This window comes from Rhodococcus sp. ACPA4 (assembly GCF_002300185.1).
Lineage (GTDB): Bacteria > Actinomycetota > Actinomycetes > Mycobacteriales > Mycobacteriaceae > Rhodococcus_F > Rhodococcus_F globerula.
Map to the genome: position 1 here is coordinate 1577944 of NZ_NSDY01000001.1, position 23988 is coordinate 1601931.

The 23988-nt window shown below is 62.0% G+C and carries 24 protein-coding genes and 2 pseudogenes; 11 read left to right on the plus strand and 15 right to left on the minus strand.

Annotated elements, in window-relative coordinates; all coding sequences use genetic code 11:
* Positions 1 to 22: 22 nt before the first annotated feature.
* The 9 genes from CJ178_RS07195 to CJ178_RS07235 all read right to left on the minus strand — a co-directional run bounded on the left by CJ178_RS07195 (position 23) and on the right by CJ178_RS07235 (position 8657).
* Complete coding sequence (locus CJ178_RS07195) at positions 23 to 1660, minus strand: acyl-CoA synthetase (RefSeq protein WP_095886434.1); 1638 nt, start codon at positions 1658 to 1660, stop codon at positions 23 to 25.
* Between the two features lie 26 nt (positions 1661 to 1686).
* Positions 1687 to 2934, minus strand: a complete 1248-nt coding sequence (locus tag CJ178_RS07200; RefSeq protein ID WP_373557445.1) for a hypothetical protein — start codon at positions 2932 to 2934, stop codon at positions 1687 to 1689.
* 5 nt (positions 2935 to 2939) lie between these two features.
* Positions 2940 to 3491: a hypothetical protein gene (locus CJ178_RS07205; protein WP_095886436.1), complete on the minus strand. Its 552-nt coding sequence runs from the start codon at positions 3489 to 3491 to the stop codon at positions 2940 to 2942.
* Between the two features lie 16 nt (positions 3492 to 3507).
* Positions 3508 to 3702 (minus strand): ferredoxin, encoded by a 195-nt coding sequence (locus CJ178_RS07210; RefSeq protein WP_045070099.1) that lies wholly within the window; start codon positions 3700 to 3702, stop codon positions 3508 to 3510.
* Between the two features lie 3 nt (positions 3703 to 3705).
* Positions 3706 to 5118, minus strand: a complete 1413-nt coding sequence (locus CJ178_RS07215) for a cytochrome P450 (RefSeq protein WP_095886437.1) — start codon at positions 5116 to 5118, stop codon at positions 3706 to 3708.
* Complete coding sequence (locus tag CJ178_RS07220; RefSeq protein ID WP_095886438.1) at positions 5115 to 5921, minus strand: SDR family oxidoreductase; 807 nt, start codon at positions 5919 to 5921, stop codon at positions 5115 to 5117. Before CJ178_RS07220 ends, CJ178_RS07215 begins: the two co-directional genes overlap by 4 nt.
* Positions 5921 to 7126, minus strand: a complete 1206-nt coding sequence (locus tag CJ178_RS07225) for a cytochrome P450 (protein WP_095886439.1) — start codon at positions 7124 to 7126, stop codon at positions 5921 to 5923. Before CJ178_RS07225 ends, CJ178_RS07220 begins: the two co-directional genes overlap by 1 nt.
* Positions 7123 to 7698, minus strand: coding sequence for a TetR/AcrR family transcriptional regulator (locus tag CJ178_RS07230; protein ID WP_033230876.1), 576 nt, complete (start codon positions 7696 to 7698; stop codon positions 7123 to 7125). The genes CJ178_RS07225 and CJ178_RS07230 overlap by 4 nt, the downstream gene beginning before the upstream one ends.
* A 101-nt stretch (positions 7699 to 7799) precedes the next feature.
* The gene (locus tag CJ178_RS07235) at positions 7800 to 8657 is read right to left on the minus strand and encodes a mycofactocin-coupled SDR family oxidoreductase (RefSeq protein ID WP_045070108.1); all 858 of its coding nucleotides are present in this window, start codon (positions 8655 to 8657) and stop codon (positions 7800 to 7802) included.
* A gap of 224 nt (positions 8658 to 8881) precedes the next feature.
* Between CJ178_RS07235 and CJ178_RS07240 the strand changes: the two genes are divergently transcribed.
* From CJ178_RS07240 to CJ178_RS07265, 6 genes are all read left to right on the plus strand, one after another.
* Positions 8882 to 10348 carry an aldehyde dehydrogenase gene (locus CJ178_RS07240; protein WP_095886440.1) on the plus strand — a complete coding sequence of 489 codons (1467 nt, stop codon included), beginning with the start codon at positions 8882 to 8884 and terminating at the stop codon, positions 10346 to 10348.
* Positions 10349 to 10388: 40 nt separating this feature from the next.
* Positions 10389 to 11165, plus strand: a complete 777-nt coding sequence (locus tag CJ178_RS07245; RefSeq protein ID WP_095886441.1) for an SDR family oxidoreductase — start codon at positions 10389 to 10391, stop codon at positions 11163 to 11165.
* A complete protein-coding gene (locus tag CJ178_RS07250) occupies positions 11162 to 12079 on the plus strand; it encodes an NAD(P)-dependent oxidoreductase (protein WP_033230880.1) in 918 nt (305 codons plus the stop codon). Before CJ178_RS07245 ends, CJ178_RS07250 begins: the two co-directional genes overlap by 4 nt.
* Complete coding sequence (locus CJ178_RS07255) at positions 12076 to 12507, plus strand: carboxymuconolactone decarboxylase family protein (RefSeq protein ID WP_033230881.1); 432 nt, start codon at positions 12076 to 12078, stop codon at positions 12505 to 12507. Before CJ178_RS07250 ends, CJ178_RS07255 begins: the two co-directional genes overlap by 4 nt.
* 6 nt (positions 12508 to 12513) lie before the next feature.
* The gene (locus CJ178_RS07260; RefSeq protein WP_257013041.1) at positions 12514 to 13998 is read left to right on the plus strand and encodes an FAD-dependent oxidoreductase; all 1485 of its coding nucleotides are present in this window, start codon (positions 12514 to 12516) and stop codon (positions 13996 to 13998) included.
* 239 nt (positions 13999 to 14237) lie between these two features.
* A complete protein-coding gene (locus CJ178_RS07265; RefSeq protein ID WP_033231410.1) occupies positions 14238 to 15368 on the plus strand; it encodes a lipase family protein in 1131 nt (376 codons plus the stop codon).
* Between the two features lie 12 nt (positions 15369 to 15380).
* Here the strand turns inward: CJ178_RS07265 and CJ178_RS32710 are convergent, their stop codons facing one another.
* The gene (locus tag CJ178_RS32710) at positions 15381 to 15755 is read right to left on the minus strand and encodes a hypothetical protein (RefSeq protein WP_179300729.1); all 375 of its coding nucleotides are present in this window, start codon (positions 15753 to 15755) and stop codon (positions 15381 to 15383) included.
* A 210-nt stretch (positions 15756 to 15965) separates the two neighbouring features.
* Positions 15966 to 16565, minus strand: a complete 600-nt coding sequence (locus CJ178_RS07275) for a TetR/AcrR family transcriptional regulator (protein WP_095886442.1) — start codon at positions 16563 to 16565, stop codon at positions 15966 to 15968.
* A gap of 119 nt (positions 16566 to 16684) precedes the next feature.
* Here CJ178_RS07275 and CJ178_RS07280 point away from each other — a divergent pair, with 119 nt between their 5' ends.
* The 4 genes and pseudogenes from CJ178_RS07280 to CJ178_RS07295 all read left to right on the plus strand — a co-directional run bounded on the left by CJ178_RS07280 (position 16685) and on the right by CJ178_RS07295 (position 19524).
* Entirely contained in the window at positions 16685 to 17629 is a 945-nt protein-coding gene (locus tag CJ178_RS07280) for an alpha/beta hydrolase family protein (RefSeq protein ID WP_033230884.1), read from the plus strand.
* A 471-nt stretch (positions 17630 to 18100) separates the two neighbouring features.
* A pseudogene (locus CJ178_RS07285) lies at positions 18101 to 18214 on the plus strand (IS110 family transposase); the annotation flags it as partial.
* 282 nt (positions 18215 to 18496) lie between these two features.
* Entirely contained in the window at positions 18497 to 19138 is a 642-nt protein-coding gene (locus tag CJ178_RS07290; RefSeq protein WP_033230885.1) for a nucleotidyltransferase domain-containing protein, read from the plus strand.
* Positions 19138 to 19524, plus strand: a complete 387-nt coding sequence (locus tag CJ178_RS07295; protein WP_033230886.1) for a hypothetical protein — start codon at positions 19138 to 19140, stop codon at positions 19522 to 19524. The genes CJ178_RS07290 and CJ178_RS07295 overlap by 1 nt, the downstream gene beginning before the upstream one ends.
* A 122-nt stretch (positions 19525 to 19646) precedes the next feature.
* Here the strand turns inward: CJ178_RS07295 and CJ178_RS07300 are convergent, their stop codons facing one another.
* The gene (locus CJ178_RS07300) at positions 19647 to 20585 is read right to left on the minus strand and encodes a thiamine pyrophosphate-dependent enzyme (RefSeq protein ID WP_051730185.1); all 939 of its coding nucleotides are present in this window, start codon (positions 20583 to 20585) and stop codon (positions 19647 to 19649) included.
* A gap of 176 nt (positions 20586 to 20761) precedes the next feature.
* A pseudogene (locus CJ178_RS07305) lies at positions 20762 to 21043 on the minus strand (hypothetical protein); the annotation flags it as partial.
* Positions 21044 to 21529: 486 nt separating this feature from the next.
* Between CJ178_RS07305 and CJ178_RS07315 the strand changes: the two are divergent.
* On the plus strand, positions 21530 to 22009 hold the full coding sequence (locus tag CJ178_RS07315) for a carboxymuconolactone decarboxylase family protein (protein ID WP_033231413.1): 480 nt from the start codon (positions 21530 to 21532) through the stop codon (positions 22007 to 22009).
* Here CJ178_RS07315 and CJ178_RS07320 read toward each other — a convergent pair.
* Positions 22003 to 22833: a helix-turn-helix domain-containing GNAT family N-acetyltransferase gene (locus CJ178_RS07320; RefSeq protein WP_033230887.1), complete on the minus strand. Its 831-nt coding sequence runs from the start codon at positions 22831 to 22833 to the stop codon at positions 22003 to 22005. The genes CJ178_RS07315 and CJ178_RS07320 overlap by 7 nt on opposite strands.
* A 93-nt stretch (positions 22834 to 22926) precedes the next feature.
* Positions 22927 to 23970: an alpha/beta hydrolase gene (locus tag CJ178_RS07325; protein ID WP_045070131.1), complete on the minus strand. Its 1044-nt coding sequence runs from the start codon at positions 23968 to 23970 to the stop codon at positions 22927 to 22929.
* Positions 23971 to 23988: the final 18 nt, after the last annotated feature.

Consider the following 23988-nt stretch of genomic DNA (forward strand, 5'->3'; position numbering starts at 1 on the left):
GCGCCGCGCGCGCCGAGGCGGACTAATCGATGCGGTGAATCGGCTCCTGACCGAGGGCGTACTCCTTCGCCCAGCGGTAGTCGGGTTTTCCGCTTGGCGCTCGCACCACCTCGGACGCAATCCAGAACGCACGCGGAATCTTGTACCCGGCAAGCTGGCTCCGAGTGTGTTTCTCGATCGACTCGAAATCCGGAACAACACCATCGCGCACCCTGACCACGGCCGAGACTCGGCTTCCCCAGCGTTCGTCCGGCAGCCCGATGACGGTGGCGTCGTAGATATCCGGATGGGCCTTGACGACGGCCTCGACCTCTTCGACGAATACTTTCTCGCCGCCGGTGTTGACCACCATGTTGCCCCGGCCGAGCAGCGTGATGGAACCGTCGTCCTCGATCCGGGCGCGGTCTCCGGTGACCACTGCCCGTCCGCCGTCCACCGTTCGGAAGATTTCCGCCGACTTCACCGGATCCTTGTAGTAGCCGAGTGGGACGTTGCCGAGTTTTGCCAGCCACCCCTCGGCGCCGGAACCCGGTGGCAGAATCCGGTTGTCATCGTCGACTACCACCGTGAACCGGTTGGAACCCACCCTAGGTCCACCGTGCTGCTTCAACCCTTTGGCTGCGAATCCGATACCGCCGAAGCCTGTTTCGGAAGAGCCCACCGAGTCCGAGATCATCAGATTCGGGAACACCTCGAAGAAGGCGTCCTTCACCGAACCGGAGAACAGCGCCGCCCCGGACGCGAGAACCGCCAAGCTGGACGCATCTGGTTGTAGTTCGCGGTGCGCTTCCACCAAAGGCCGCCCCATTGCGTCACCGGTGATCACCATGACCTGTGGCCGGTATTCGGCAACAACTTTCCAGACGTGTGCCGCATCGAACCGTGGTTCGAAGATCACGGTGTTGCCTGAGAACAGTGCGTTGAACGTCGGCATCAAGGCCGACGTGTGGATGAGCGGTGGCAGCATGCACCATCGCATAGGTTCTGCAGCCGCTGCGCCGCCACGGGATTGTTGGTACTCGTCGGCAATCGGCTCACCGGTGTAGAAATCGTAGCCACCGGCCAGAACTCGCCAGATATCCTCTTGACGCCACACCACGCCCTTGGGTCGTCCGGTGGTTCCGCCCGTGTAGAGAATGTACGGGTCGTCTCCGCTCCGCTCGTCGAACGCGTCACTACCGGTGCGTTCCGGAGAATGCGGTGACAGCGCGTCCTCGTACGCGACCGCGCCTGGCACGGGCGGTTCGGTACCCGAGGCAAGCTCGTCCGGCACCACCACAGCGTGCTTCACCCGAGGCGTGGATTCCAGGGCCTCGGCGACGCGAGCGGAGTACCCCCGATGGAACACGAGTGCCTCGAGATCGGCGTTGTCGTAGAGGTACACCAACTCGTCGGTGGTGTACCGATAGTTCACGGTGATCGGAACGGCACGAACCTTGAACGACGCGAGGACCGCAACCATCGTCTCGATCGAATTGTGCATCTGAATTCCGATATGGGTGCCGTGCCCGAAACCCGACGACAGGAAATGATGTGCCAGACGGTTGGCCCGCGAGTCGAGTTCGCGGTACGTCACTTCCTCCCCCGACACGATCAGCGCTCGTCGATCAGGCATCGCATCGACGGAATGCTCGAAAAGGTCTGCAAACGTGTAGGCCATGAACGATCCTTTTCAGGGTCAGCCACTCAAACCACGAAGAGAGGCAACGGAATTCCACGATCTTCGAAAGCAAATGCTGCGCCGCTGCTCACTTTGGTGATGGCGACCTCGACACATTCCGGCGCAGCCTCCGCCGTCGTATCGACCGTGATCAAAAGCCCGGCCTCGGAATCGTCGAGCACCCGGGCTGTGAAATGTGGATTCACGCCGCGTACCAGTGCCTGAAGCGGATCCAGATGCTCACCGTCGATCAGAGTGGGCCAGCCACCGTCGGCGTCAACCAGGCCGGTCCGCGAAATCAAGATCTCGAGACTCTCTCCATCCCAGCGAATTTCACGCTCGACATATTGCTTCGGATTGAGCAACGGATGTAGCTCCAGCACCACCGACAGCCCTTCCAGATCCGGCGGCAGACCCAATGCGTCGCGGATGCGCTGCGAAGCGACGCCTGCAATTCCGGTGAGTTGTTTGAGCGTAATTTCTCGAGCTTTGTCCGCACTATTGCGCCCGCGCACCGCGAGCAGAAACCCCAGCGCAAGTAGGTGGTGTTGCAGGCACACTTCCTGCGCGATACGAACCAGCGCTGACTGGGAGAAGTCGGAGAAACGCAGATCCGAGAGCAGCGGTCCCGAGTAGTCGGCCGCCCCGTCGTCGCTGCCGTCGATCGGACTCAACTCAACCGACACCGCAGCAGTCCGGCCGATCTGCTCGGTGTGGGCCGTCATGACCGGCGGGACATGCGACGGGTCGATTACGACTGTCCACGCACAGTGTGGGTGCCTGTCAGCAGGTTTGCGCGGCGGCCGATGGATCGGACGGATCTGCGCATGCGCATTGGTTGCTATCGCCGTCGCGTCGAACGTCGGGTCTTCGATGTCATGACACATGGTGGTGACAAACTCGTCCCCCAGCGGTTCGACATCCGTCAGAGCGCCACAATGGTCGAGCCAGAACTCACCGTGCTGCGGGTCGTCGACGCGATAGCGGAAATCCATGAACTGCGGCGGGGCCCCGATGTCAAGTTGCAGTCCTTTGAAAATGGTCACGACGTCATCACCCTCGTACCGCAGCGCCTTCTGCATCCGGCGGGTGTACCACGGACTGGCGGATTCCCACTCCGCGATCGCAACCTCCGCCATGCCTTCGCGCCCGTACTCCACGATCAGGTGCGCCATCCCGGATCTGTCGATCAGCTGACCACAGAGCAGGAGTTCTGGCACCAACACAGCAAGGTCGCCGCGCGAGAGCGTCTCGAAGGACCCACCGACAGTCACCGGACTCACCACAGTGGAACCGGCGAGGTACCCGCGCGATACCAGCCTGGGAGTGGTTCGCCGGAGATCGATCGCTGAATGCGTGCCTGCATACCTTTGGACAGCGCGTTGTTCTGGATCATCTCCATGAACAGCGCCGAGACGTTTCCGAAGTCGAAGAAGTCACGCTGCCAGGACCATTGGAAATTTCCGCCGTACCGGAACCAACTACCGCCGATGCCGTAGACGGAGTAGTTACTGCCGTCGTCTCGTTTGGCGTCGGAGATCTGTTTCCACAGTCCGATGACGTTGCCACTGCGCTCGTCGATCACAAAGTCCTGATAGGGATACTCCCAGCCTTCGAGGCCGTTCATCTCGAGACCTAGCGCGACGGTGCGGATCTCTTCCCGACCGATCGCCATGAAATCCTGTTTGGGGCCGTAGTTCCAGCCGTAGGTTGCGTCCTCGGTGTACATGTCCGCCAACGGCTTCCAGTCGCCGGCGGACTCGGCCTTCTTGTTCGCGTCAATCCAGCGTTGCACCATGTCGTCGAGCTCGGCGCGGTCGAATCCGGTCATGTGAACCTCTCCCTGGTCAGTCCTCGACAATTTTCAGTGCGCCTGTCGGGCAGTAACGCACTGCCATTTCCACCTCGTGTCGCTGCTCGTCCGGCAGCGGCTGATCGGACACTTCGACCTTGCCCCTTTTCGGAACCACAAAAACGTCCGGCGCTTCCAATTCGCATGCGGCGTGGCCCTGACACAGATCCAGGTCGACTTCGACACGCATGACTCACGCTCCCCTGCCAGTATCGGATCGACTGCCTGTACCGGTTCTCCGCCGATATCTGACCGAGCACGGCTGCTCCAATTGCACGACCATCTTGCTGTGATCGTTGCGATAGCTTTCCGACGGTTGGGTCATCTCGAATTCGTAGTCGCGCAGCAGAATCGAAAAGATCGCCTTGAGCTGCATTTGGGCAAACGCCGCGCCGACGCACCGATGCCTGCCCGCTCCGAACGGAATCCACGTCCATCGATTGACGATGTCTTCCTGACGTGGATCGATGTAGCGGCCAGGATCGAATTCGTCGGGATTCGGAAAGTCTTCGGGAATGCGATTGGAAATTGCCGGGGTGGCCGCCACCAGGTCACCTTCGCGAATCTCGAAACCACCCACCTCGAAGTCCCCCCGCGCCACCCGCAGCAAGATAATCAGCGGCGGATGCAGCCGCAGTGTTTCCTTCACCACGGCTTCGAGAATCGGGATCTGGCGCAGGGCATGAAAACTGATGTCGGCACCGTCTGCGTACAAACTGTCGAGTTCCTCGACGACGTCGGCCATGACGACGGGATGGCGTAGCAATTCGATCAACGACCACGCCGCCGTCCCGGATGTCGTGTGGTGACCGGCAAACATCATCGAAATGAAAATTCCGGTGATCTCGTCCGCACTGAAGCGCAGCTCACCGTTCTCGTCCTTGACCGAAACCAGGATGTCGAGCATGTCCCGGTCGTCCTTGCCATGGGGAGGATTCGCAATCCGCCCGTTCATGATCTCCTGAACCAGCGCAACCAAAGCCAGTCTCGCTTCGTCGCGTCGGCGAAAGCTCTCGATCGGCGCATACGGATCGACAAAGGCAAGCGCGTCGGTGCCCTGTTCCAGTTCGTGATAGAGCTTGGCAAAACTGTCGTCGAGTTCGTCGCGGAATTTCTTTCCGATCAGGCAGGCCGACGACGTGTAGATGGTCAACTCGGCAAAGAAATCGAGCAGATCAATCTCGCCCTCGTCGCCCCACTCTGCCACCAACGCTTCGACTTCCGTGCCGATTGTCGAAGCATGGCCTTTCATCTGCTCGCCGCGCAGTGCCGAATTGTGCAGCATTTCCTTGCGCCGCTCAGGACTGGCGTCGAACACCACCCCCTCACCGAAGATCGGCTTCATGAACGGGTACGCAGCTTGCTGGTCGAGGTCCTCGTCAGTCGAACGGAAGAAGAATTCGTTTGCCTCGGCGCCGGACAGCAGGATCACCGTGCGATCGGCTAGTTGGAAGGCTCCCACGTCGCCGCACTCGTCGCGGACCCGGCGCATCAATGCGATCGGATCGGTACGCAGTTCTTCGAGATGACCGTGTTCGAGTTCGCCGCCGGACACCCGCGGGGGCTGCGGCAGCGTGCGCGGATTCTCCTGTACGCCGTGAGTCATGTCGTCTCCTGCGAAGTGTGAGTAGGACGAGGATTGAGTGGAGCTTCCGGCTGAACCTCCACCAGAACGAGGTGCGCACCTCGGGGAGCGGTCACGACGGCAACGATGGCGTTTGCGATATCGGACGGCCGCAGCATGTAGCCGTGTCGCGCGAAGCCCCACCTGGCCCACGATTCGCCGACGGGGCCGATGATCTCCGGCGTCGTGTCCATTCCCATCCCGGTCAACGTCGGTCCAGGCCTCACGATCGAGGCGCGAATGCCCGTGCCTTCGAGTTCCATTCGCATCTGACGCCCCATTGCTTCGAGACCGGCTTTCGACGCGTCGTAAGCACCCATGAGCGGACGTTGCCGGTCGGCGCAATCCGAACCGATCAGCACAAAATCACCCCGTTGCCGCTCCCTCATACCGGGCAGGATTCGGTGAGCGAGCCGTTGTGCACCGACAAGATGGACCTCGACCTGACGCAAGAACCGTTCGGGTTCCATTTGATCGGCGGCACCGAATTCGAGATCACCGGCACCCGATACGACGATTTCCACCGGCCCCATCGCTTTTTCGGCGGCAGTGACACACGCATCCACCGAACTGCCGTCAGTGACGTCGAGGAAATGTGCCATGGCTTCGCCGCCGTTGCTGCGGATCTTTTCGGCAATCGCCTCGCACTCGGCTTCCCGCCTCGCTCCGAGGACGACTGGGTGACCGAGTTCCGCCAGGGCATAGGCCGCCGCGGTGCCGATACCCGACGATGCGCCGCTGATCAAAGCGGTCCGCCGGGCCGGATTGGGTTCGAAACGAGGCATCAGCGCACCTGCACCTTCACCGGCAGGGCCGCGAAACCCCGCACATTTGTCGAATGGACTCTCTCGATACCCGCCTCGTCCACCTCGTAATCGCGCACGTGGCGGGCAAATTCGGCAAGAGCGATCTTCGCTTCGAGACGCGCCAGGTGAGCACCGAGGCAAAAGTGAACGCCCGCACCGAAACTCGCCAACTTGTTGGCAGAATTACGTCCGAGGCGAAACGCGTCTGCATCGTCGAAGACATCCGGATCTCGATTGGCCGAACCGATCAGGAGCAGCATCTTCTCCCCCGCCGGAACGGTAGTGCCGTAGTACTCGAGATCGACAGTGGTCGTGCGAGCTACGATCTGACTCGACGTGTCGTAGCGCAGCGTTTCGTCCACCCACTCCGCTGACAGATCCGGATCACGAAGAACCTCCGCAATCTCGTTGGGATTGTGCGAGCCCCAGTACAGGGCGTTTCCGAGAAGTTTGGTGGTGGTTTCGTTTCCGGCAACGACCATCAGAAACATGAAGCCCAGAATCTCGGCATCCGACAGTTTGTCTCCGTCGATTTCGGCATCGAGCAGCGCTGATGTCAAGTCGCCGGTTGGTGAACGACGACGCTCGGCGATCATGTCCTTGTAGTAGTTCATGAGGCTGATCGACGCTTCCACCGCAGCCGGCGGTACGTCGAGGACGCCGTCTTCGCGGTGCACCACCAGATCTGCTTTTCTCCGCAGTTCCGCGCGGTCCGGTTCGGGAACGCCCATCAACTCGGAGATCACGTCCATCGGCAATTTGCCGGCCACTTCGGATATCCAGTCGAATTCCCCAGTGGCAAGTGCCGGAGTCAGGTGCGCCGTGGTTAGCTCGAGTATCCGCGAGTCCAGTTCGGCAACACGGCGGGGTGTGAAACCGCGAGACACCAACTGCCGCAGACGCATATGCCGCGGATCGTCCATGGCAAGAAAGGACATCACGTAGTGCGCATGGGGCCCGTATGCTGCCGGGTCGAGCGAAACCCCGTTCGCACTCGAGAGTCGCTTGTTGTCCTTGAATGCACTCAGAACGTCCGAATACCGTGACAGCGCCCAGAATCCGACGTCGTCGTTGTGGTAGATCGGAGCTTCATTCCGCAATCGCGCATAGGTCGGATACGGGTCTTCGTGAAAGTGATAGTCGTACGGATTGAACACCACCGGTTCGATCAATGCTTCGGTCATGGATGCTCCAAGATCAGTCGTGCGGAAGCCTCCAGGCGTCCGGCAATGTACTCGTAAGTCCCATATCCCATTCCGGCCCGCAAAAGTGCTCCGGCATACAGCATTTCAATTGCCTCGATCCGATGTGGATTTACTACCGGATCCATTGCCGCAACCAGCCTGCTGTGAATCTCAAATCCGATCCGGTCGCGAAGATGCTCAACCTCAGGATCGGTTCCCAGCAATGCATTGGTCACGGCCGCCGACACCTGCGGTTCGTCGGCCAGCAGCAACGCAATGTTGCGCAGTACGGCCAACACTCGGGCGGTGGGGTCCGAACCGGTGCCGTCAGAGCTCGGGAACGCTCGCAACCGACGCCAGAAGACCTCGGCAACAAGATGCTCCTTCGACGAGAAGTAGGTATAGGCGGTTGCTGCTCCCACCCCGGCCTCGGCAGCGACGGCGCGCACAGTCAAACCGGAATATTCATGCTCACGGAGCACGACAACGGCGGCTTCGGTGAGCTTGGAGACGGTGTCTGCCTGCTTACCGTTGAGGCGTCGGCGAGTCGATTCGTAACCATGACTGGACACATGTCTGGACGTTACTACAGGTACCTGTCCAGGGCAACGAATTCGAGATTTCAGTATTCACGAGCAAGTCATCCACGCCGGTCACAGCCGAAAAGCGCACCTTAGAGGCCGATCTTCATACCGGCGCCCGCATCAACCCGAAGCTGCTGACCAGTGACAAATCGCGACTCGTCCGACGACAAATACACGACCGCGTGCGAGATGTCCTCCGGTTCCACCCACGGCGTCGGCATCGCCTGCATGAAAGGAAACGTCACAGCGGCATCTTCCGCGGTCGGGTTTTCCAAATCCGGACGAAAGGTCCGATACATGGGCAAGCTCTGCAGCATGTTCGTGTTCACATTGGTCGGATGGATCGCATTGACCCGAATCGAACTCGGCCCCAGTGTCAATGCCAACGACATGGTGTACGTCTGAATCATCTTCTTGGCCAAGCCGTATCCGTCACCGCCAGGCCCTTGCAGCGCCTGTTGACCGTTGAATCCGGTCTGCGGAACCAGGCCGGCCACGGACCCGATAGCAATGATCGATCCGCCCTCCCCCAGGTATTCCAAACCCGCATGGACGGTGTTCACGACGCCGAGAAAGTTCACGTCGAACGCGTCGACGAAGCCGGAATTGGAGACATGCTTACCCAGCGGACAGATCCCGGCATTGGCAACAACCACATGTAACCCGCCGAGCGTTTCCACGCCCTCTGCCAGGGCTTCTTCGACGCCGGCCCGATCTCGAACGTCCACCCTCGCTGCGACAACGCGGCGCCCGGTTTCCTTGACCAGCCTCGCGGTCTCATCCAAATCGTCTCGAGTGGCCAGCGGGTACTCATTGGTTGCGATGTCGGCGCAGATGTCGAACGCTATGACGTCCGCACCTTCCTGAGCCAGACGCACCGCATGACTGCGCCCCTGGCCACGGGCGGCGCCCGTCACCAGGACAACTTTTCCAGCAACTCTGTTCATCGGCCTACTCCTGCACTCGGATCGACACACGAAGGGAACCGCCCAGGCCCACAGCAGGGCACCGGATCGGGGATATCTGGTGGAGAACCGTAGCGCCCGAACCGACTAACCAAGACAGTTTTCGAATTCTCGGTACCCAAATCGCTTATGCCCGAAACTCATTGCCATGGACGATTGTGTGAACTAGAGTCCAGACATATGTCCAGAAAGGAAGAGTTCACGCTATGAACCTTCGACCCACAGACAGTTCCGCCCTTCTTGTCGACGGCAAACTTGTTCCCGGTTCCGGCGGCACCTTCGACATCCTCAATCCCGCCACCGAGGAAGTACTCGGTCAAGCGGCCGAAGGCACCTCCGTCGACATGGACGCCGCAATCGCCGCGGCCCGACGCGCCTTCGACACCACCGATTGGTCTCGGAACCACACATTTCGCGCACACTGCCTTCGCCAACTCTGCGATGCTCTCGAGTCTCATATCGAAGAGCTACGCGACATCACGATCGCCGAGGTCGGGGCACCGCGAATGTTGACCAGCGGCCCCCAACTCGAAGGACCGATCGACGACCTCCGATATTGGGCACAACTGATCGAATCCTATTCGTGGCAACAGGATCTCGGGAATGCCTCGCCGATGGGAGTCCCCACCCACCGTCAGCTACTCAAGGAAGCCGTTGGGGTGGTCGGTGCCATCACTCCGTGGAATTTTCCACACCAGATCAACTTCGCCAAACTGGGTCCGGCGCTCGCCGCCGGCAACACCATTGTTCTCAAACCGGCACCGGACACACCGTGGTGTGCCGCGTTGGTAGGCAAGGTGATCGCCGAGGAGACCGACATCCCCGCCGGCGTCGTCAACATCATCACCTCCACGGACCACTCGCTCGGCACACAACTGTGCGCCGACCCCCGTGTCGACCTGATCTCCTTCACCGGATCCACCGCGACCGGGCGTGCGGTGATGTCTACCGCGTCGAGCACCCTGAAAAAGGTGTTCCTGGAACTTGGCGGAAAATCTGCCTTCATCGTCCTCGACGATGCCGACATCAAATCCGCCAGTTCCGTCGCGGCATTCTCGGTGTGCGTCCACGCCGGGCAGGGCTGCGCTTTGAGCACGCGACTATTGGTGCCGCGCAGCCGATACGACGAAGCGCTTGCCGCCGCCACCCGGACCATGGCCGGCATTCGTGCTGCCGATCCGTCGATACCGGGAACCATCTGCGGCCCGCTGAGCTCCGCACGCCAACGCGACCGCGTCGAAGGCTATCTGAAGCTGGCCCAGGATGAAGGGGGCACCGTGGTCACCGGCGGCGGCCGACCGGACGATCAACCGCGCGGATACTTCATCGAGCCCACTTTGATTGTGGGACTGGAAAACTCGTCACGGGTCGCCCAAGAAGAGATATTCGGTCCGGTACTGGTGATCATTCCGTTCGACGACGACGACGATGCCATCCGCATCGCCAACGACTCTCCGTACGGCCTGTCAGGTTCGGTGTGGGGCACCGATCCCGATCGCGTCAACCGCGTCGTCGCTGGTGTACGCACCGGAACTTTGAGCGTCAACGGTGGAGTGTGGTATTCCGCCGACGCCCCGTTCGGCGGCTACAAGCAATCCGGAATCGGCCGAGAGATGGGCCTCGCCGGTTTCGAGGAATACCTCGAGACAAAGCTCGTCGCATCCCCCGCATAAGCACCTCACACACATCCGTCACCTCGAAAGCAGGATCGACATGGGACGTACAGAACCTTCAGAACGTACCGAACGTTTTAGGGGCCGCACTGCAATCGTCACCGGCGCCGCTCAGGGAATCGGCGAGGCATACGCCCGCGCACTCGCAACCGAGGGTGCCAATGTTGTCGTCGCCGACCTCAATCACGAACTCGGCGAATCGGTGGCCAAACAGATCTCTGCCGACGGTGGCAGCGCGGTCTTCAAGGCGGTCGACGTTGCTGACGGCGCATCCACCCAGGCGCTCGCCGACTTCACGATCGAGCAATTCGGAAGCATCGAACACCTGGTCAACAATGCTGCCATCTACGGCGGAATGAAGATCGACTCGCTGCTCACAGTCGACTGGGAGTACTACCGGACGTTCATGAGCGTGAACATGGACGGCGCACTGCAGATGTGCCGAGCAGTAGTGCCCCACATGCGCGTCAACGGCGGTTCGATCGTGAACCAGTCCTCCACTGCCGCCTGGCTGTACTCCGGTTTCTACGGCCTTGCCAAGGTAGGGATCAACGGCCTGACTCAGCAATTGGCCACGGAACTCGGTTGGTCCAAGATCCGGATCAACGCGATTGCCCCCGGACCGATCGACACCGAAGCCACCCGCACGGTCACACCAGGCAACATCGTCAAGGACATGGTCAAACGGATTCCACTGCAACGCATGGGAACTCCGGAAGACCTGGTGGGCATGTGCCTGTTCCTCCTTTCCGACGAAGCTGGTTGGGTGACCGGCCAGATCTTCAACGTCGACGGCGGGCAGGTGTTCCGATCGTGACCGAGAATGCCAACAAGCCCACGCTCGGCTACATCGGACTGGGCAACATGGGCGCGCCCATGGCGACCCGTCTCCTCGACTGGCCGGCCGGGCTCGTGGTGTGCGACGCGCGAGCCGAAGCTCTCGAACCGTTCACTGCCGCGGGGGCTCGTGCAGCACGTACGCCGGCCGACGTCGCAGCCACGGCGAGCGTCATCTCGGTCACTGTGCTCGACGACGCTCAAGTGCGTGATGTCGTCAACGGACCTGATGGCATCCTCAGCACTGCTCGGCCCGGGACCGTCATCGCCGTCCACTCGACCATCTCCGACACCACCGCGGTGGAGTTGGCCAGCCTCTGCGACGAGCACAGTGTGACCTTGATCGACGCACCCGTCAGTGGCGGCGCCCCCGGTGCCACACAGGGCAAGCTCGCCGTGATGATCGGCGGGCCGATAGAGGCTTTCGAGAGGGTTCGCGAGCCGTTCGGATGTTGGGCAGAACTGGTGGTCCACGCCGGAGACATCGGCGCCGGCACCCGAATGAAGCTGGCGCGTAACCTTCTTCACTTCGTATCCTTCACCGCCGCTACCGAAGCGTCGCGGTTGGCCGAAGCGGCCGGTCTCGATATTCGCACCCTGGGTAAGGTCGTACGCCATACCGATGCCATTACCGGTGGGGCCGGCGCCATCATGCTGCGGACCACCACCGAGCCCGTTGACGAGAGCGATCCTTGGTACTCGATTCTCGGTCACGTTCGCAACCTGGGTGAGAAAGATCTGAGCCTGGCGCTCGATCTGGGTGACCGTCTCGGCGTCGACCTGCCCCTCGCGAACCTGGCACTGACCGGGCTCGGTCCAGGACTCGGTGTGGGGGTAGGCGCCCCTCCGGAAAATACCGCATTCTCAGGACCATCCACGAAGGAGCAGTCATGACCGATCTGAACGGACACTCCATCTCCGAGGCCCGGACACGCGGTGTGTCGAAAATGAACGAGGTGTACGGCTGGGAATTGCCTGCCGACGTTCCGGGAGAGTTTTTTGCCGTCACAGCAGATCATCTGTTTGCCGATATCTGGACTCGGCCGGGGTTGTCGATGCGTGATCGACGGTTGCTCCTCCTTGGCGCGATTACCGCCCAGGGGCAAACCGACGTCGCAAAAATCCAGATCAATGCGGCGATCCTCAACGAGGAACTCACCGAGCAGCAAGTCGAGGAAGCTGCAATCTTCCTGTGTCACTACACCGGGTGGCCATTGGCAACCGGACTCAACAATGCCTTGATCTCGGTCAAGTCCGACCGGCGTAAGGCCGCCCGAGCTGCCGAAAAGGCCGCAACCGAACCAACTCCCGCGAAGGACTGAAACGCGATGGCCCCAGCGAACTCCACCGGATCGGCGCACTCGATTCGGCCCGTAGCCGTAGACGATGTAGACACCTGGCATCTCGAAGCCGACGTTGTTGTCGCCGGATACGGGATCGCCGGCGTCAGCGCCGCCATCGAAGCGGCGCGAGCGGGTGCGGACGTGCTCGTTCTCGAACGCACCAGCGGGTGGGGCGGGGCCGCCGCGTTGGCCGGCGGGTTCATCTATCTCGGCGGCGGTACACCGCTGCAGAAGGCACTCGGTTTCGAAGACACCCCCGAGAACATGAAGACGTTCATGATGGCCGCTCTCGGCCCAGGTGCCGACGAGGAAAAGATCACCGACTACTGCAACGGCAGCGTCGAACACTACAACTGGCTGGTCGACAACGGAGTGCCGTTCAAGGAGAGTTTCTACGGCCAGCCGGGCTGGGAAACTCCGTTCGACGACGGTCTCATGTACTCCGGCGGCGAGAACGCCGCGCCTTTCAACGCCATCGCCGCCCCGGCCCCGCGCGGGCACGTACCGCAGATGAGCGACAAACGCACCGGCGAGAAGGGCGGCGGGTTCATGCTGATGAAGCCACTCGTCGAGACGGCGGAGAAACTCGGCGTGCGGGCCGAGCACGACATGCGGGTGCAACGCCTTGTTGTCGACGGTGATCGAGTGGTCGGCATCATCGCCAAGCGCTACGGCAAGGAAGTGGCTGTGCGGGCTCGGACCGGTGTTGTTCTGGCAATGGGCAGTTTTGCCTACAACGAGTCGATGGTCGAGTCGTATGCGCCGCGTCTGATCGGGCGGCCAGGTGCGGCCATCGAGGAGCACGACGGCACTGCCATCCGGATGGCGCAAGCTCTGGGCGCCGACCTCGCGCACATGGACGCCACCGAGGTCGCGTTTTTCGGCGATCCTCAGCTGATGGTGCGCGGAATCCTGGTCAACGGCCGCGGGCAACGCTACGTCAACGAGGACACCTATCCTGGGCGCATCGGCCAGGAAACGTTGCTCCGCAACAACAATGAGGCCTACCTGATCATCGACGAAGCCGCGTACGACGAGGGCGCCGGCGCTGACAGTTCCACGCCGTTCTTCCGGTTCCGCCCCAAGTGGGTGGCCGAGACCGCCGCGGAACTCGAATCGGACATGGGTTTGCCCGAGGGCACCTTGCAGTCCACTGTCGAGGTGTACAACCGCCACGCCGAACGGGGCGAGGATCCGGTCTTCGGCAAGAAACCCGAATGGGTCAAGCCGATCGGCTCCCCGATTGCCGCCCTTGACCTTCGGGGCTTCACGGCAGGCTTCACCCTCGGCGGCCTGCGAACGTCGATTCAGTCGGAGGTGCTGCACGTTTCGGGCGAACCGATCCCCGGATTGTTTGCTGCGGGCCGTTGCACTGCCGGAGTCTGTGCCGGCGGATACGCGTCGGGAACGTCGCTCGGTGACGGCAGTTTTTACGGTCGGCGCGCCGGGATCAGCGCAGCCAAGGGTTAGCGGGCGTACTCTCACCGACCGCGTCCCCGTCAACGAACCGAAAACGGACCTAAAGAGCCTCGCACCACATGATGCGCTGCGGAGCATTCGCCCTCGCCTCTGGACTGACAGTGAAACCACTCGACCGGCCCTCGACCGCGGTAGCGGCACCCGAAGATTGTCGAACCGGTGTGCCGGCAACTCCGGTTCGCGCAGAATGGAAGTCTGCGTACACACGGACGAACCCCGGGAGCGGTGCAATGATCCGACGACGGCTCGGCCAAACATTGATGGTGATCACGCTCGCCTCTGCGGTCGTCTCGACCGCGCCCGCCCAGGCGCAGGTGCCGTCGCCAGTCACGGCGCCGGGCACAGTGACCGCGACAGATCCCCTGCCACGAACCTTCTGGATCCCCGGCGCCGTCAACGGATCAAAGCTCACCTATTGGTCCACGGGACCGCTGAACCGGCCCGCGTTGAGTACGGGCGCGCTCTTCCTCCCCGCCGGTGATCCACCCGAAGGCGGCTGGCCGGTGATCTCGTGGGCCCACGGCACCGTCGGCATTGCCGACAAGTGCGCTCCCACGGTGACCGGGACCGTCGGCAGTCCATACCTCACGAACTGGCTCTCGCAGGGCTACGCGATCGTCGCGACCGACTACGTGGGGCTCGGCACGCCGGGAATCCACCCCTACCTGGACGGACCGTCGGAGGCGCACAGCATGATCGACATGGTGCGTGCTGCGCGTGCGGTCGAACCGTCGCTCTCACCGCGGTGGGTGGCACTCGGACAGTCTCAGGGCGGGCAGTCCGCGATGGTCACGGCAGCGATCGCAACACGATACGCACCGGAACTGGACTACCGGGGCGCGGTCGCGACCGGGGCGCCGTCGAATCTGGAGAACCTTGCACCACTCGTGGGGCCGGACTTTCCCCGATTGCCACTGACCGGCAGCACCGTATTCGTGTCGTACATCCTGGCCGGACTCCGGGCGGCACGACCCGATCTCGACATCGATCGTTACCTGACACCGCGCGGCACCGATGCCCTGGCCCGAGCCGAAACCGACTGCTACCAGGAAATGGCATCGGACCTCGGCGACGTCACGATCGGCGATCTGGTGAACCGGCCCCTCGACGATCCCGCAGTGCTGGCCGCTGCTCGCAGCATGCTGGAAATCCCGGCGACCGGGTACGATCGGCCCGTCTTCCTCGGGCAGGGGCTGACGGACGAGATGGTGCCGGCGCCGCTCGCGTTGAAACTCGCCGCCGAACTCGCCGCCAACCGCCAGCCAGTCACATTCCGCACCTATCCGACGGGGCATATCGAGACGATGCGGGCTGCACTCCCCGAGAGCCTCTCCTTCGTCCGGAACCTGTTCGAGCCGTAGATAAGTCGATGCTCAGCGCGGGGCCAGGTTCTTCAGTGCCAGAGCAAGAATGCGCTGCATGTCTTCGAACCGATAACTCGCCTCGGGTTGGCAGACTCGGACAGCGACCAGGTAATTCGACATGGCCAGTCCGTGCAGCAGACCCCAGAGCATTGGACCGATGTCCCGAGCCTCGCCGGCGATCAGGGTGCCGCTCTGCTGCGCCTCGACGACGCTACGCTCGACGAGTCCTTGCGGCGTGCGGTAATACGTCCGCGAGATCTGCACTATTACGGGGATGCCGAGGCAATCGTGTCTCGGTACGAGGCCCGTTTTCATCCGGCCCAAAAGGTCCATTTGCGTGATGACCGACCACAACTGACAAGCCACGTGATCGTGCAAAGTCATTGAAGTACGGATGCGAAAAGGAAGATCAGGGCCGAGCGCGTCTCGGAGGTGCCGACGACAGTGCCTCAGAATCGTTCGTTACTAACACACCCGACGATGAGACACTCCGAACCTGCGCCGGCCTTGCCGACTGTGAATCGCAGCAGTAAGTGGCGTGATTTTCGCGGCGCTTCCTGTCCGTGCTCCACGTGAGGGTGCGATGGGCCTGGGTCAGCGAAGTCCTCGGCTAAGCACGCCCGAAATGAGTAGTTGCACGACAATGGTGGCCTCGTATTGGGCGTCGCTTGCGGCACCGATGCAGAGGTTGCCGATGCCTTTGAGCACGTTGTACGCATCGACCGGCGGAGCAGTGTCAACGGACTCGAGTGTTGCCTCGAGGAGGTCACTACACACCGGTACGAGACGGCCAACGAAGTAGGTGTGCAGAGCGTCGGACCCGGCGCTGTCTCCGTGGAGTGCGCCAGCGAGCCCGTGTTTGGTGACAAGGAAATCGACGAACAAATCCACCCATGCCCGCAAGGCCACCTCGGGCGTCGCGCTCTCCGCGAGTAGTCGCGGGCCGGCTTCTGCGCATGCCTCGACCTGGTGTCGGTACACCGCCACTACGAGCTCCGGACGGGTCGGAAAGTGACGGTAGATCGTCCCCACACCGACGCCGGCTTTCGCTGCGATCTCCCGCACCGGAGCGTCGACCCCGGACGTCACGAACACCGCCGCCGCTGCGTCAAGGAGTGCCTGCTGGCTTCGACGCGGACGGCCCACCTGCTGGGGCCGCGCAACGCGCGACTGGTCGCTCTCGGTGTCAGCCATATGCCTGTCCTCACCATTCGATCGGGTGTACTTGCATTACGGAACACTGTTCCGTAACGTTACGGAACGTCGCTCCGATAACCAGTATCGCAGAGCGCACCCGCAGCAAGGAACTTTCCATGACCTCATCAATGATCAACACACTGAACGGCATTGTCGGCGCCGGCACTCCGGTCGTCTCCGTTGCAGCGACCGAACTGTCCGCCCCCGACCGGCCGGTACCGCTGGAAGTTCGGGTGTCGGCCCCGGCGACCGGCGCGAACCTGCCGATCGTGGTGTTCTCCCACGGCAACGGGTGGAACCTCGACGGGTATGCGCCGCTCACCGCGTTCTGGGCCTCCCGCGGGTTCGTCGTGATCCAGCCCACCCACCTCGACTCGCGCCGGAACGGTTTCGGGTTCGACCACCCGGTGTTCCCGACCATCTGGACCGAGCGGATCACGGATCTCACTCGCATCCTCGACCAGCTCGACACCATCGAGGCCGCCGTGCCCGGGCTTGCCGGCCGCATCGACCGCAGTCGAGTTGCCGCCACCGGTCACTCCTGGGGCGGACAGACAGCGCAGTCGCTCCTCGGCGCTCGGATCTTCGACGAAGCAGGCCAAGTCGGCGAGGACATGTCCGACAGCCGCGTCACCGCGGGCATCCTGTTCGCAGCAACCGGCGTCGGCGGCGACGACCTGCATCCGTTCGCGAAGGCGAACTTCCCATTCATGCGCCCCTCGTTCCAGGAACTGACCACGCCCACACTCGTCGTCGCCGGCGACCACGACCAGTCCAAGATGTCGAGCCGCGGCCCCGACTGGTTCACCGACGCCTACACACACAGCCCCGGCGCCACCGACCTTCTCACCCTCCACGGTGCCGAGCACTCGCTTGGCGGAATCGTGGGATACGAAGTCGCCGAAACCACGGACGAAAGTCCGGAACGGGTCGCCGTCATCCAGCGGATGAGCACCGCCTACCTTCGCAGCGCTCTCCGCGTCGATGAGACCAGCTGGCCCGCCGCCCGCGCCGCATTCACCGACAGCGCCGACCCGATCGGGCACGTCGACAGCAAGTGACAGGCCCAGTTAGGTCTCTCGTCGTGCACCAATGGTCGCTGGCAGAGGCCTGACTGCGGTACTTGGGAGCGGCACGTCGACAGCGACTACTGCCGGCGAGACTGGTGGTGGTCGTAATGAGATGAAGACGTTGCGCCGGATGCCGGGATGACTGCATTTTTCAGAAGACGACTGCGCGCTCGGTGGAAGCATCATCACTGAGTCGTTCCCTGACTGACTGCTGAACCTTGAGTCCGAGAATTGATCGGGTGTTCCCTAAGGTTGGTGGTGTCCAGAGTGGACGCTCTGGATGCCCAGCGCGGTGGGGTGTAGCTGATCGGGTTTTGTTGCTGTCGTAGCTCGATAGGACTGGCTGCCTCACCGTTCTGGACGCTCCGGTCGCTGATTGAGAGCTGATGCGAACGGTCGCTGTTTAGGGATCTGGTGACGGAGACGTCCACGGGCCCCACCTGCAACGACAGGAGCGAGTTGATGAATGATCACCTCACCGTGTGGATCGGGATCGATGTCGGGAAGGCCTCGCACCACGCATGCGCGATCGACGACACCGGAAAGGCCCTCTGGAGCCAGAAAGTGCGCAACGACCATACGCCGGCTGCTTCGACGCAGAAAGAATGACCGCAAATCGACTCCACAGATGACGGACGGAACACACATTACGATGGACGCCGTCACAGCCACGCTCCCAACAATATTGGCCCACACAGCATCTGCTCACAAGGCTCGAACACAGAAGCCGGCAAGCACGTCGACAGAATTGCTCAGGTCCATTCTGTGGCTCTCAGCCCTGACGGTCCGGACTACCTCGCACTACTCCAACTATAGTTGCTATAGTCAAACTTTAGTTGGAATGAGGAGGTGCCTGCCATGCAGCTGAACAGGCCGTTCGCCACGGTAACACCGACCCTGGACGGCGACGTGCTAGCTGTCTTGGCGAGCGCGGAGGTCACGTTCACGATCAGCCAGGTCCAGCGCATCCTCGCCACGGGGTCGGGCGAAGGCATCCGCAAGGTCCTCACCCGCCTCGTCGCGCAGGGTGTGGTGCGCCGCGATCAGGTAGGTAGGACCAACACCTACCGCCTCAACACCGAGCATCTCGCGGCCGAGCCCATTATGGCGCTTGCACAGCTGAACTCCACCTTCCTCAAGCGCCTCGAAAAGCACCTGGACGGGTGGCACAAGACGCTGCGATACGCCGCAGTGTTCGGATCGGCAGCGACCGGGCGCATGAAGCTCGACAGCGACATCGATCTGTTCCTGGTACGCGCCGCTGACGCCGGCAACGACGGGGACGATGCATGGGAGGAACAGGTAACCGAACTCGCCCGACTGGTCACGGCGTGGACCGGCAACGACGGCCGCGTCGTCGAGTACGCCGAAGACGAACTCCGTGCCGCGGCCGCCGCCGGCGAACCCCTGCTCCGTGACGTGGCGAAGCAGGGCCTGACCGTAGCGGGAACACGGAGCTGGTTCAACGCGCAACTGCTCCCCGCTGCGAGGAGATCCTGATGGCGGGACAACGCGACTGCGACTCCGTTGTCACCGCGGGGCGCATGTCCAAAGCGAACGAGTTCTTCGACGCGGCTGACTATCTCGGAGAGGAGATGCCCAACGCCGCCGGGGACTTGTACGTCGACGCGGCTATCGCCGCCTCGGACGTACTCTGCTGCGTGCGCCTCGGTGTGCACTCGAACACCGGCAACCACAGCGAGGCCATTGCCCTACTCAAACGTGCCGACAGTGGATCCGAACGGCATCTGAACACACTGCTGAACTTGAAGAACAAAGCGGCCTACACGCACCAGGACCTGACCTCTGCGGAGTTGAAGAAGATGAACCGCGCGGCGGAGCACCTGGTCGAGGCAGCCAAGCAGGCAATGGCCGCCCGGGGGTAGTCCGCCGACTCCCCGGGATCCAGCGCGCCTACCGTTGCGTGGTGCGCCGTCGTTTGTTCACAAAAAAATGCGCTTTGAGCCATCACAGCTGTATTACCCGATCATGCATCCCGATCCCTGCATTACCCGACTACCGCTTCCACGAGCGTGGGTCCAGGGACCGCATGTGCCCGGCGCAACGCCGCCCGCAACTCTCCCACCGAGTGCACCTGAGAGGACGGCACTCCGTAGCCACGAGCGGTCGCACACCAGTCCAGACTCGGATTGGTAAGCGAAGTCAGAGAGTTCGCCAAGTCGCCACTGGTGTGACCGAGGCGCTGCAGTTCGGTGTTAAGGATTCCGTACTTTTGGTTCGACACCAAGACGACGGTGATATCAGTACCTTCGCGGGCCATCGACCACAGTGCCTGAACCGTGTACTGGGCACTGCCATCGGACTGAATCGCGACGACGCGACGTCGTGGTGCCGCCAACGACGCACCAAAAGCTACAGGTAGTCCCTGTCCGATTGCACCACCGGTGTTGGTAAGAACACTGTGACGCGGCCCGTTCTGCGATGCTGCGAAAAAGCTGTGCCCGACAGTGCCACCTTCGATTGAAACAATGGCGTCCTCCGGCATCGTCTCAGCCGCCACAGAACCGATGGTCCATCCGTCCAGGCCCTGCTCATCCGAGAGCGCGGCAGTTTGGCCACCCACACTGACGGTGGCCGTCGAAGCGCCCACCGGGAGGCCGGACAATTCTTCGTCCAGCGCAACAAGTGCGGCGTACGAGTCCTCCTCGCCGGTCGACAACGTCAGTGTTGCAACGCCTTCAGCAAGAGCACTCGGATGTTCCCGGTACCCGAAAAACGCGACCGGCGACTTGGTACCGACCAACACCAGCGGGGCAGCGGTCGATAACGCCGCAACCACATCTTCGGGGAAGTACGGCAACCGGCCGAACTCAGGGCGGTCTCCAACCTCGATCAAGTCGCGCTGCCGTCGTTCCGGTGAATGCGCGGCCACCAGTTCGTCGACAGATCCGATCAAGTATTGTGCGGCAACGAGTTTCGAGCGCATCCCCGCCAATGAGAAACACCGGCCGCGCATCATTCGCTCGTAGGCTCGCAGCAACTGCCTCCACCGCGCTGCCCGCAGGACGTGACCGCGCGGTCTGGCAGGAAGTCACCGAGAGCGGGATTGCATCCTGAATCGTAAACAATCCCAACTGGGTGCATCGCCGTGTTCTCCAAACCTATTGCGCCACTATTCCTTTGAATCAACGGGACAGTGCCATCCAAGATCGGGTTCAAACCCCTGAACCATGCCTGCGCGACCGCAGCCGTGTCACAGGCAGTGACCAGTTTCGCGGCACGGCACGCGATACGAAGGCGTTCGACATCGGTGTCGTTGCCGATGGTTCGCGTGCCCTCCACCCACAGACGGACCGCCCGTGTTTCCTTGACCTTCCCGAGATCCGCGACAAGGCGAGCGCCGAGCATCTCGCGCAGTGCGGTCACCAGTTCCGCCCGCTTCATGCGGGCAGCAAGATTGTAGGCAGCGAGATCAGGACTCGGATGCGCCGTAGTCGTACAAATACAGCTCCCAATCACAGGGAAGATCACATCGAGAAACCCGCCATCAACACAAGCTCGTGTGGCATCGACCATGGCTCGAACTGGCCGACAAACTGTTGAGTGACCCGCTGTTCGACTCTGCCAAAACCACGTTCTTCCTGCGCAGAAGACTGAACCGAGATTTCTCGGCCTATTCGGTTGAGAACGGCATCTTCACTCCATGTCCCGCTGGATTCCGGCGAATTGAACCGCTCCAGAGAGGTTTGAACAGAGTCCCCAACTTGGCGTGATTCCGATCGGTCGCCGCGCCGGGATCAGGGCAGCCAAGGGATAGCGGGCACATTTTCACAACGCGGTTCTCATGCCGACCAGTGGGATTCGCACAGCGGCTTGGCAGGTTCGCGCCGCTATCGTCGGAGAAAGAAACCACACGAGATGGAGTCGACGATGAACATCACTGTGCCCGAGGGTAAAGATCCCATCGAATACGTGTGGGGTGACCTGGTTCCCGAGATCGGGCGCGCGGCGTCGAGACTCTCACGCGCGGTCACCACGAAGTCGACTCTCGGCCTACGCGAGTTCGAGGCCGCACGGTTGCGGATCGCGCAAATCAACGGCTGCATCGTGTGTATGGACTGGCGCACCGAACGCGACGGAGTAAAAGTTGAAGATACTTTTGGCGAATCCGTTGAAAACTGGGAAACCACTGACGCTTTCGATGACCGCACGCGCCTGGCCGCCGAATACGCGCAGCGGTACGCATTGGATCACCACGGCCTCGACGACGCATTCTGGGAACGGATGAGCGCGCAGTACAGCCAAGCGGAGATCGTCGAACTCTCGATCAGCATCGGATCGTGGATCACGTCCGGTCGGCTCAATCACGTTCTCGGACTCGACACGGTCTGCGCACTGCCCGGTCAGTGAAGCTGGGACTCACGGCGTCGTTCCAGAAACAAGGTGTCACGCCACTGTCCACCCAGCTGGGCGATCCGTGAGCGGGTGCCGACAATGCGGAATCCGACGGCCTGATGCAGAGCAATGCTCGCTCGATTCTCAGGGAAGATGGACGACTGGATTGTCCAGATCTCGCTGGTGTCGGCGGCCTGAACTTGATGACGAAGGAGCAGTTTTCCGACGCCGCGGCCACGCGCTGCGCCGCCGACGTAGATGGAGTTCTCGGCAACACCCCGGTAGCAGTCGCGCGATGAGGTGGGACTGAGGGTCGCCCAACCCACGACGCGGCCGTCGATCTGGGCTACCCACCGATGATCGGGCAACCATTGCTCGTCCAGCTTCTGCGCGGAAGGCACCGACGTGGTGAATGTTGCTGTACCGGTGTCGATTCCCTCGCGGTAGATCGATCGCACGCCGTCCCAGTCACGCTCGTCCATTCTGCGGAGCGTGACGTCTGTCGGCAAGGCCCCCAGTGTGTCGCGCACCTGCGCCCGCGGCGAGACGATCTTTGCCGCGTCCATGAGGTCGGAATACGCCGAACCCGCAACACGGATCACGGAAGTCCCGCCTTGGACGTCGACATCGATGAAGCCCACGTTCGCGAGCGCCTCGAGATGGGTTCCGAGTGTCGACGGTTCGATGCCGGTTTCACCTGCAAGTGCGGCAATCTCGACTGGTCCGACTGCAGCGAGTTGCAATACTCGAAGCCTCGCGGGATCTCCCAGACACGCAAATCGACGGGCAAGAACGTCAGTGTCTTCGGCTGCGGCGACGCTGCGCGTTTCGGAACTCACCCGGTGATGATAACCGCGCTGACCAGCATCTAGGTTAGTCAGATCTCGAACGATGCGAGAGAAGTGAGCAATAACTCACCGGCTGATCGGTACCTATCGCTGGGTACCGATCGCGTCGGCGATCATGGGCCAGGAGTTGTGCAGGTCATCCTGCCAGTAACCCCACGAGTGAGTGCCGGTCGGCCGGAAGTCGTACGTTGCCGGGATTCCCAAGGTATTGAGGCGATCCGCGAGACGCTGCGTGCACTGATTTGTCCCCGCCTCGATGACGCCGCCCACGATCACCTGATTAGCGAGGACGCCCGGATCTCCATTCACCATCGGCCCCGCCAAGGTCTCATGTGGGCCAGGTAAACCTGTTCCGTTGCTGATGTACAGGTCGATGCCACGCAACTTCTCCGCGTTGACAACCGGATCGTTGGCCACCCAGGCCGGGCTGCCGGGCGGACCCCACATGTTGTTGACGTCGCCGCCGCGGAAGCTGACCACGAAGGTCACATAGTCCTGACCCGGTTGGGTGCTCGTCTCAGCGCAACCGCTGAACGCTCCCACGGCGCGATACACCGACGGCGCCGCTTCGGCCAGACTCAGAACCGATGTGCCGGCCATGGATAGACCAGCGACGGCATTCTCCCCAGTCGTTCCGAGCGTTGCGTCGACGATCGGGGGAAGCTCCTCGGTCAGGAAGGTCGTCCATTTATTGAGTCCGAGAACGGGATCGGGTTGCTGCCAGTCCGTGTAGTAGCTGTATGCACCGCCGATGGGATTGACGACGTTGACGTTCTTGTCACCGAAGAAATTGACGACGTCTGTCCTGGTCTGCCACGTCGCCGAATCTTCGCCGCCGCCGGCTCCATTGAGCAGATAGAGCGTCGGCCGTGGCGCGCTCGCATCTGCTGGGAGGATCACCTCGAGCGGTATCACTTTGTCCATCGCCGCCGAGCGGACGTACATCGTCAGTTGGCGGTCGTTGACCACTTCGATGCGATCGAGCGCGGACCCGTCTGCCGATGTCGGTGTGCCGGGGGGAAGAGATCGAGACTGATCGGCAGACGCCAGCGCTACTTCACCGAACAATCCCGTCGACGCAATGAGTGCGCCAACCAGTAGTGCCCGACTGTGTCTGATCCTTCTCATTGCCGCTCCTCGTGCTCG

Excerpts from the sequence above, each read along its gene's own strand:
- CJ178_RS07195 (WP_095886434.1), bottom strand. The coding sequence starts at position 1,660 with ATGGCCTACACGTTTGCAGACCTTTTCGAGCATTCCGTCGATGCGATG.
- CJ178_RS07205 (WP_095886436.1), bottom strand. The coding sequence starts at position 3,491 with ATGACCGGATTCGACCGCGCCGAGCTCGACGACATGGTGCAACGCTGG.
- CJ178_RS07210 (WP_045070099.1), bottom strand. The coding sequence starts at position 3,702 with ATGCGTGTCGAAGTCGACCTGGATCTGTGTCAGGGCCACGCCGCATGC.
- CJ178_RS07215 (WP_095886437.1), bottom strand. The coding sequence starts at position 5,118 with ATGACTCACGGCGTACAGGAGAATCCGCGCACGCTGCCGCAGCCCCCG.
- CJ178_RS07220 (WP_095886438.1), bottom strand. The coding sequence starts at position 5,921 with ATGCCTCGTTTCGAACCCAATCCGGCCCGGCGGACCGCTTTGATCAGC.
- CJ178_RS07225 (WP_095886439.1), bottom strand. The coding sequence starts at position 7,126 with ATGACCGAAGCATTGATCGAACCGGTGGTGTTCAATCCGTACGACTAT.
- CJ178_RS07235 (WP_045070108.1), bottom strand. The coding sequence starts at position 8,657 with ATGAACAGAGTTGCTGGAAAAGTTGTCCTGGTGACGGGCGCCGCCCGT.
- CJ178_RS07240 (WP_095886440.1), top strand. The coding sequence starts at position 8,882 with ATGAACCTTCGACCCACAGACAGTTCCGCCCTTCTTGTCGACGGCAAA.
- CJ178_RS07245 (WP_095886441.1), top strand. The coding sequence starts at position 10,389 with ATGGGACGTACAGAACCTTCAGAACGTACCGAACGTTTTAGGGGCCGC.
- CJ178_RS07255 (WP_033230881.1), top strand. The coding sequence starts at position 12,076 with ATGACCGATCTGAACGGACACTCCATCTCCGAGGCCCGGACACGCGGT.
- CJ178_RS07260 (WP_257013041.1), top strand. The coding sequence starts at position 12,514 with ATGGCCCCAGCGAACTCCACCGGATCGGCGCACTCGATTCGGCCCGTA.
- CJ178_RS07265 (WP_033231410.1), top strand. The coding sequence starts at position 14,238 with ATGATCCGACGACGGCTCGGCCAAACATTGATGGTGATCACGCTCGCC.
- CJ178_RS32710 (WP_179300729.1), bottom strand. The coding sequence starts at position 15,755 with ATGACTTTGCACGATCACGTGGCTTGTCAGTTGTGGTCGGTCATCACG.
- CJ178_RS07275 (WP_095886442.1), bottom strand. The coding sequence starts at position 16,565 with ATGGCTGACACCGAGAGCGACCAGTCGCGCGTTGCGCGGCCCCAGCAG.
- CJ178_RS07280 (WP_033230884.1), top strand. The coding sequence starts at position 16,685 with ATGACCTCATCAATGATCAACACACTGAACGGCATTGTCGGCGCCGGC.
- CJ178_RS07290 (WP_033230885.1), top strand. The coding sequence starts at position 18,497 with ATGCAGCTGAACAGGCCGTTCGCCACGGTAACACCGACCCTGGACGGC.
- CJ178_RS07295 (WP_033230886.1), top strand. The coding sequence starts at position 19,138 with ATGGCGGGACAACGCGACTGCGACTCCGTTGTCACCGCGGGGCGCATG.
- CJ178_RS07300 (WP_051730185.1), bottom strand. The coding sequence starts at position 20,585 with ATGCGCTCGAAACTCGTTGCCGCACAATACTTGATCGGATCTGTCGAC.
- CJ178_RS07315 (WP_033231413.1), top strand. The coding sequence starts at position 21,530 with ATGAACATCACTGTGCCCGAGGGTAAAGATCCCATCGAATACGTGTGG.
- CJ178_RS07325 (WP_045070131.1), bottom strand. The coding sequence starts at position 23,970 with ATGAGAAGGATCAGACACAGTCGGGCACTACTGGTTGGCGCACTCATT.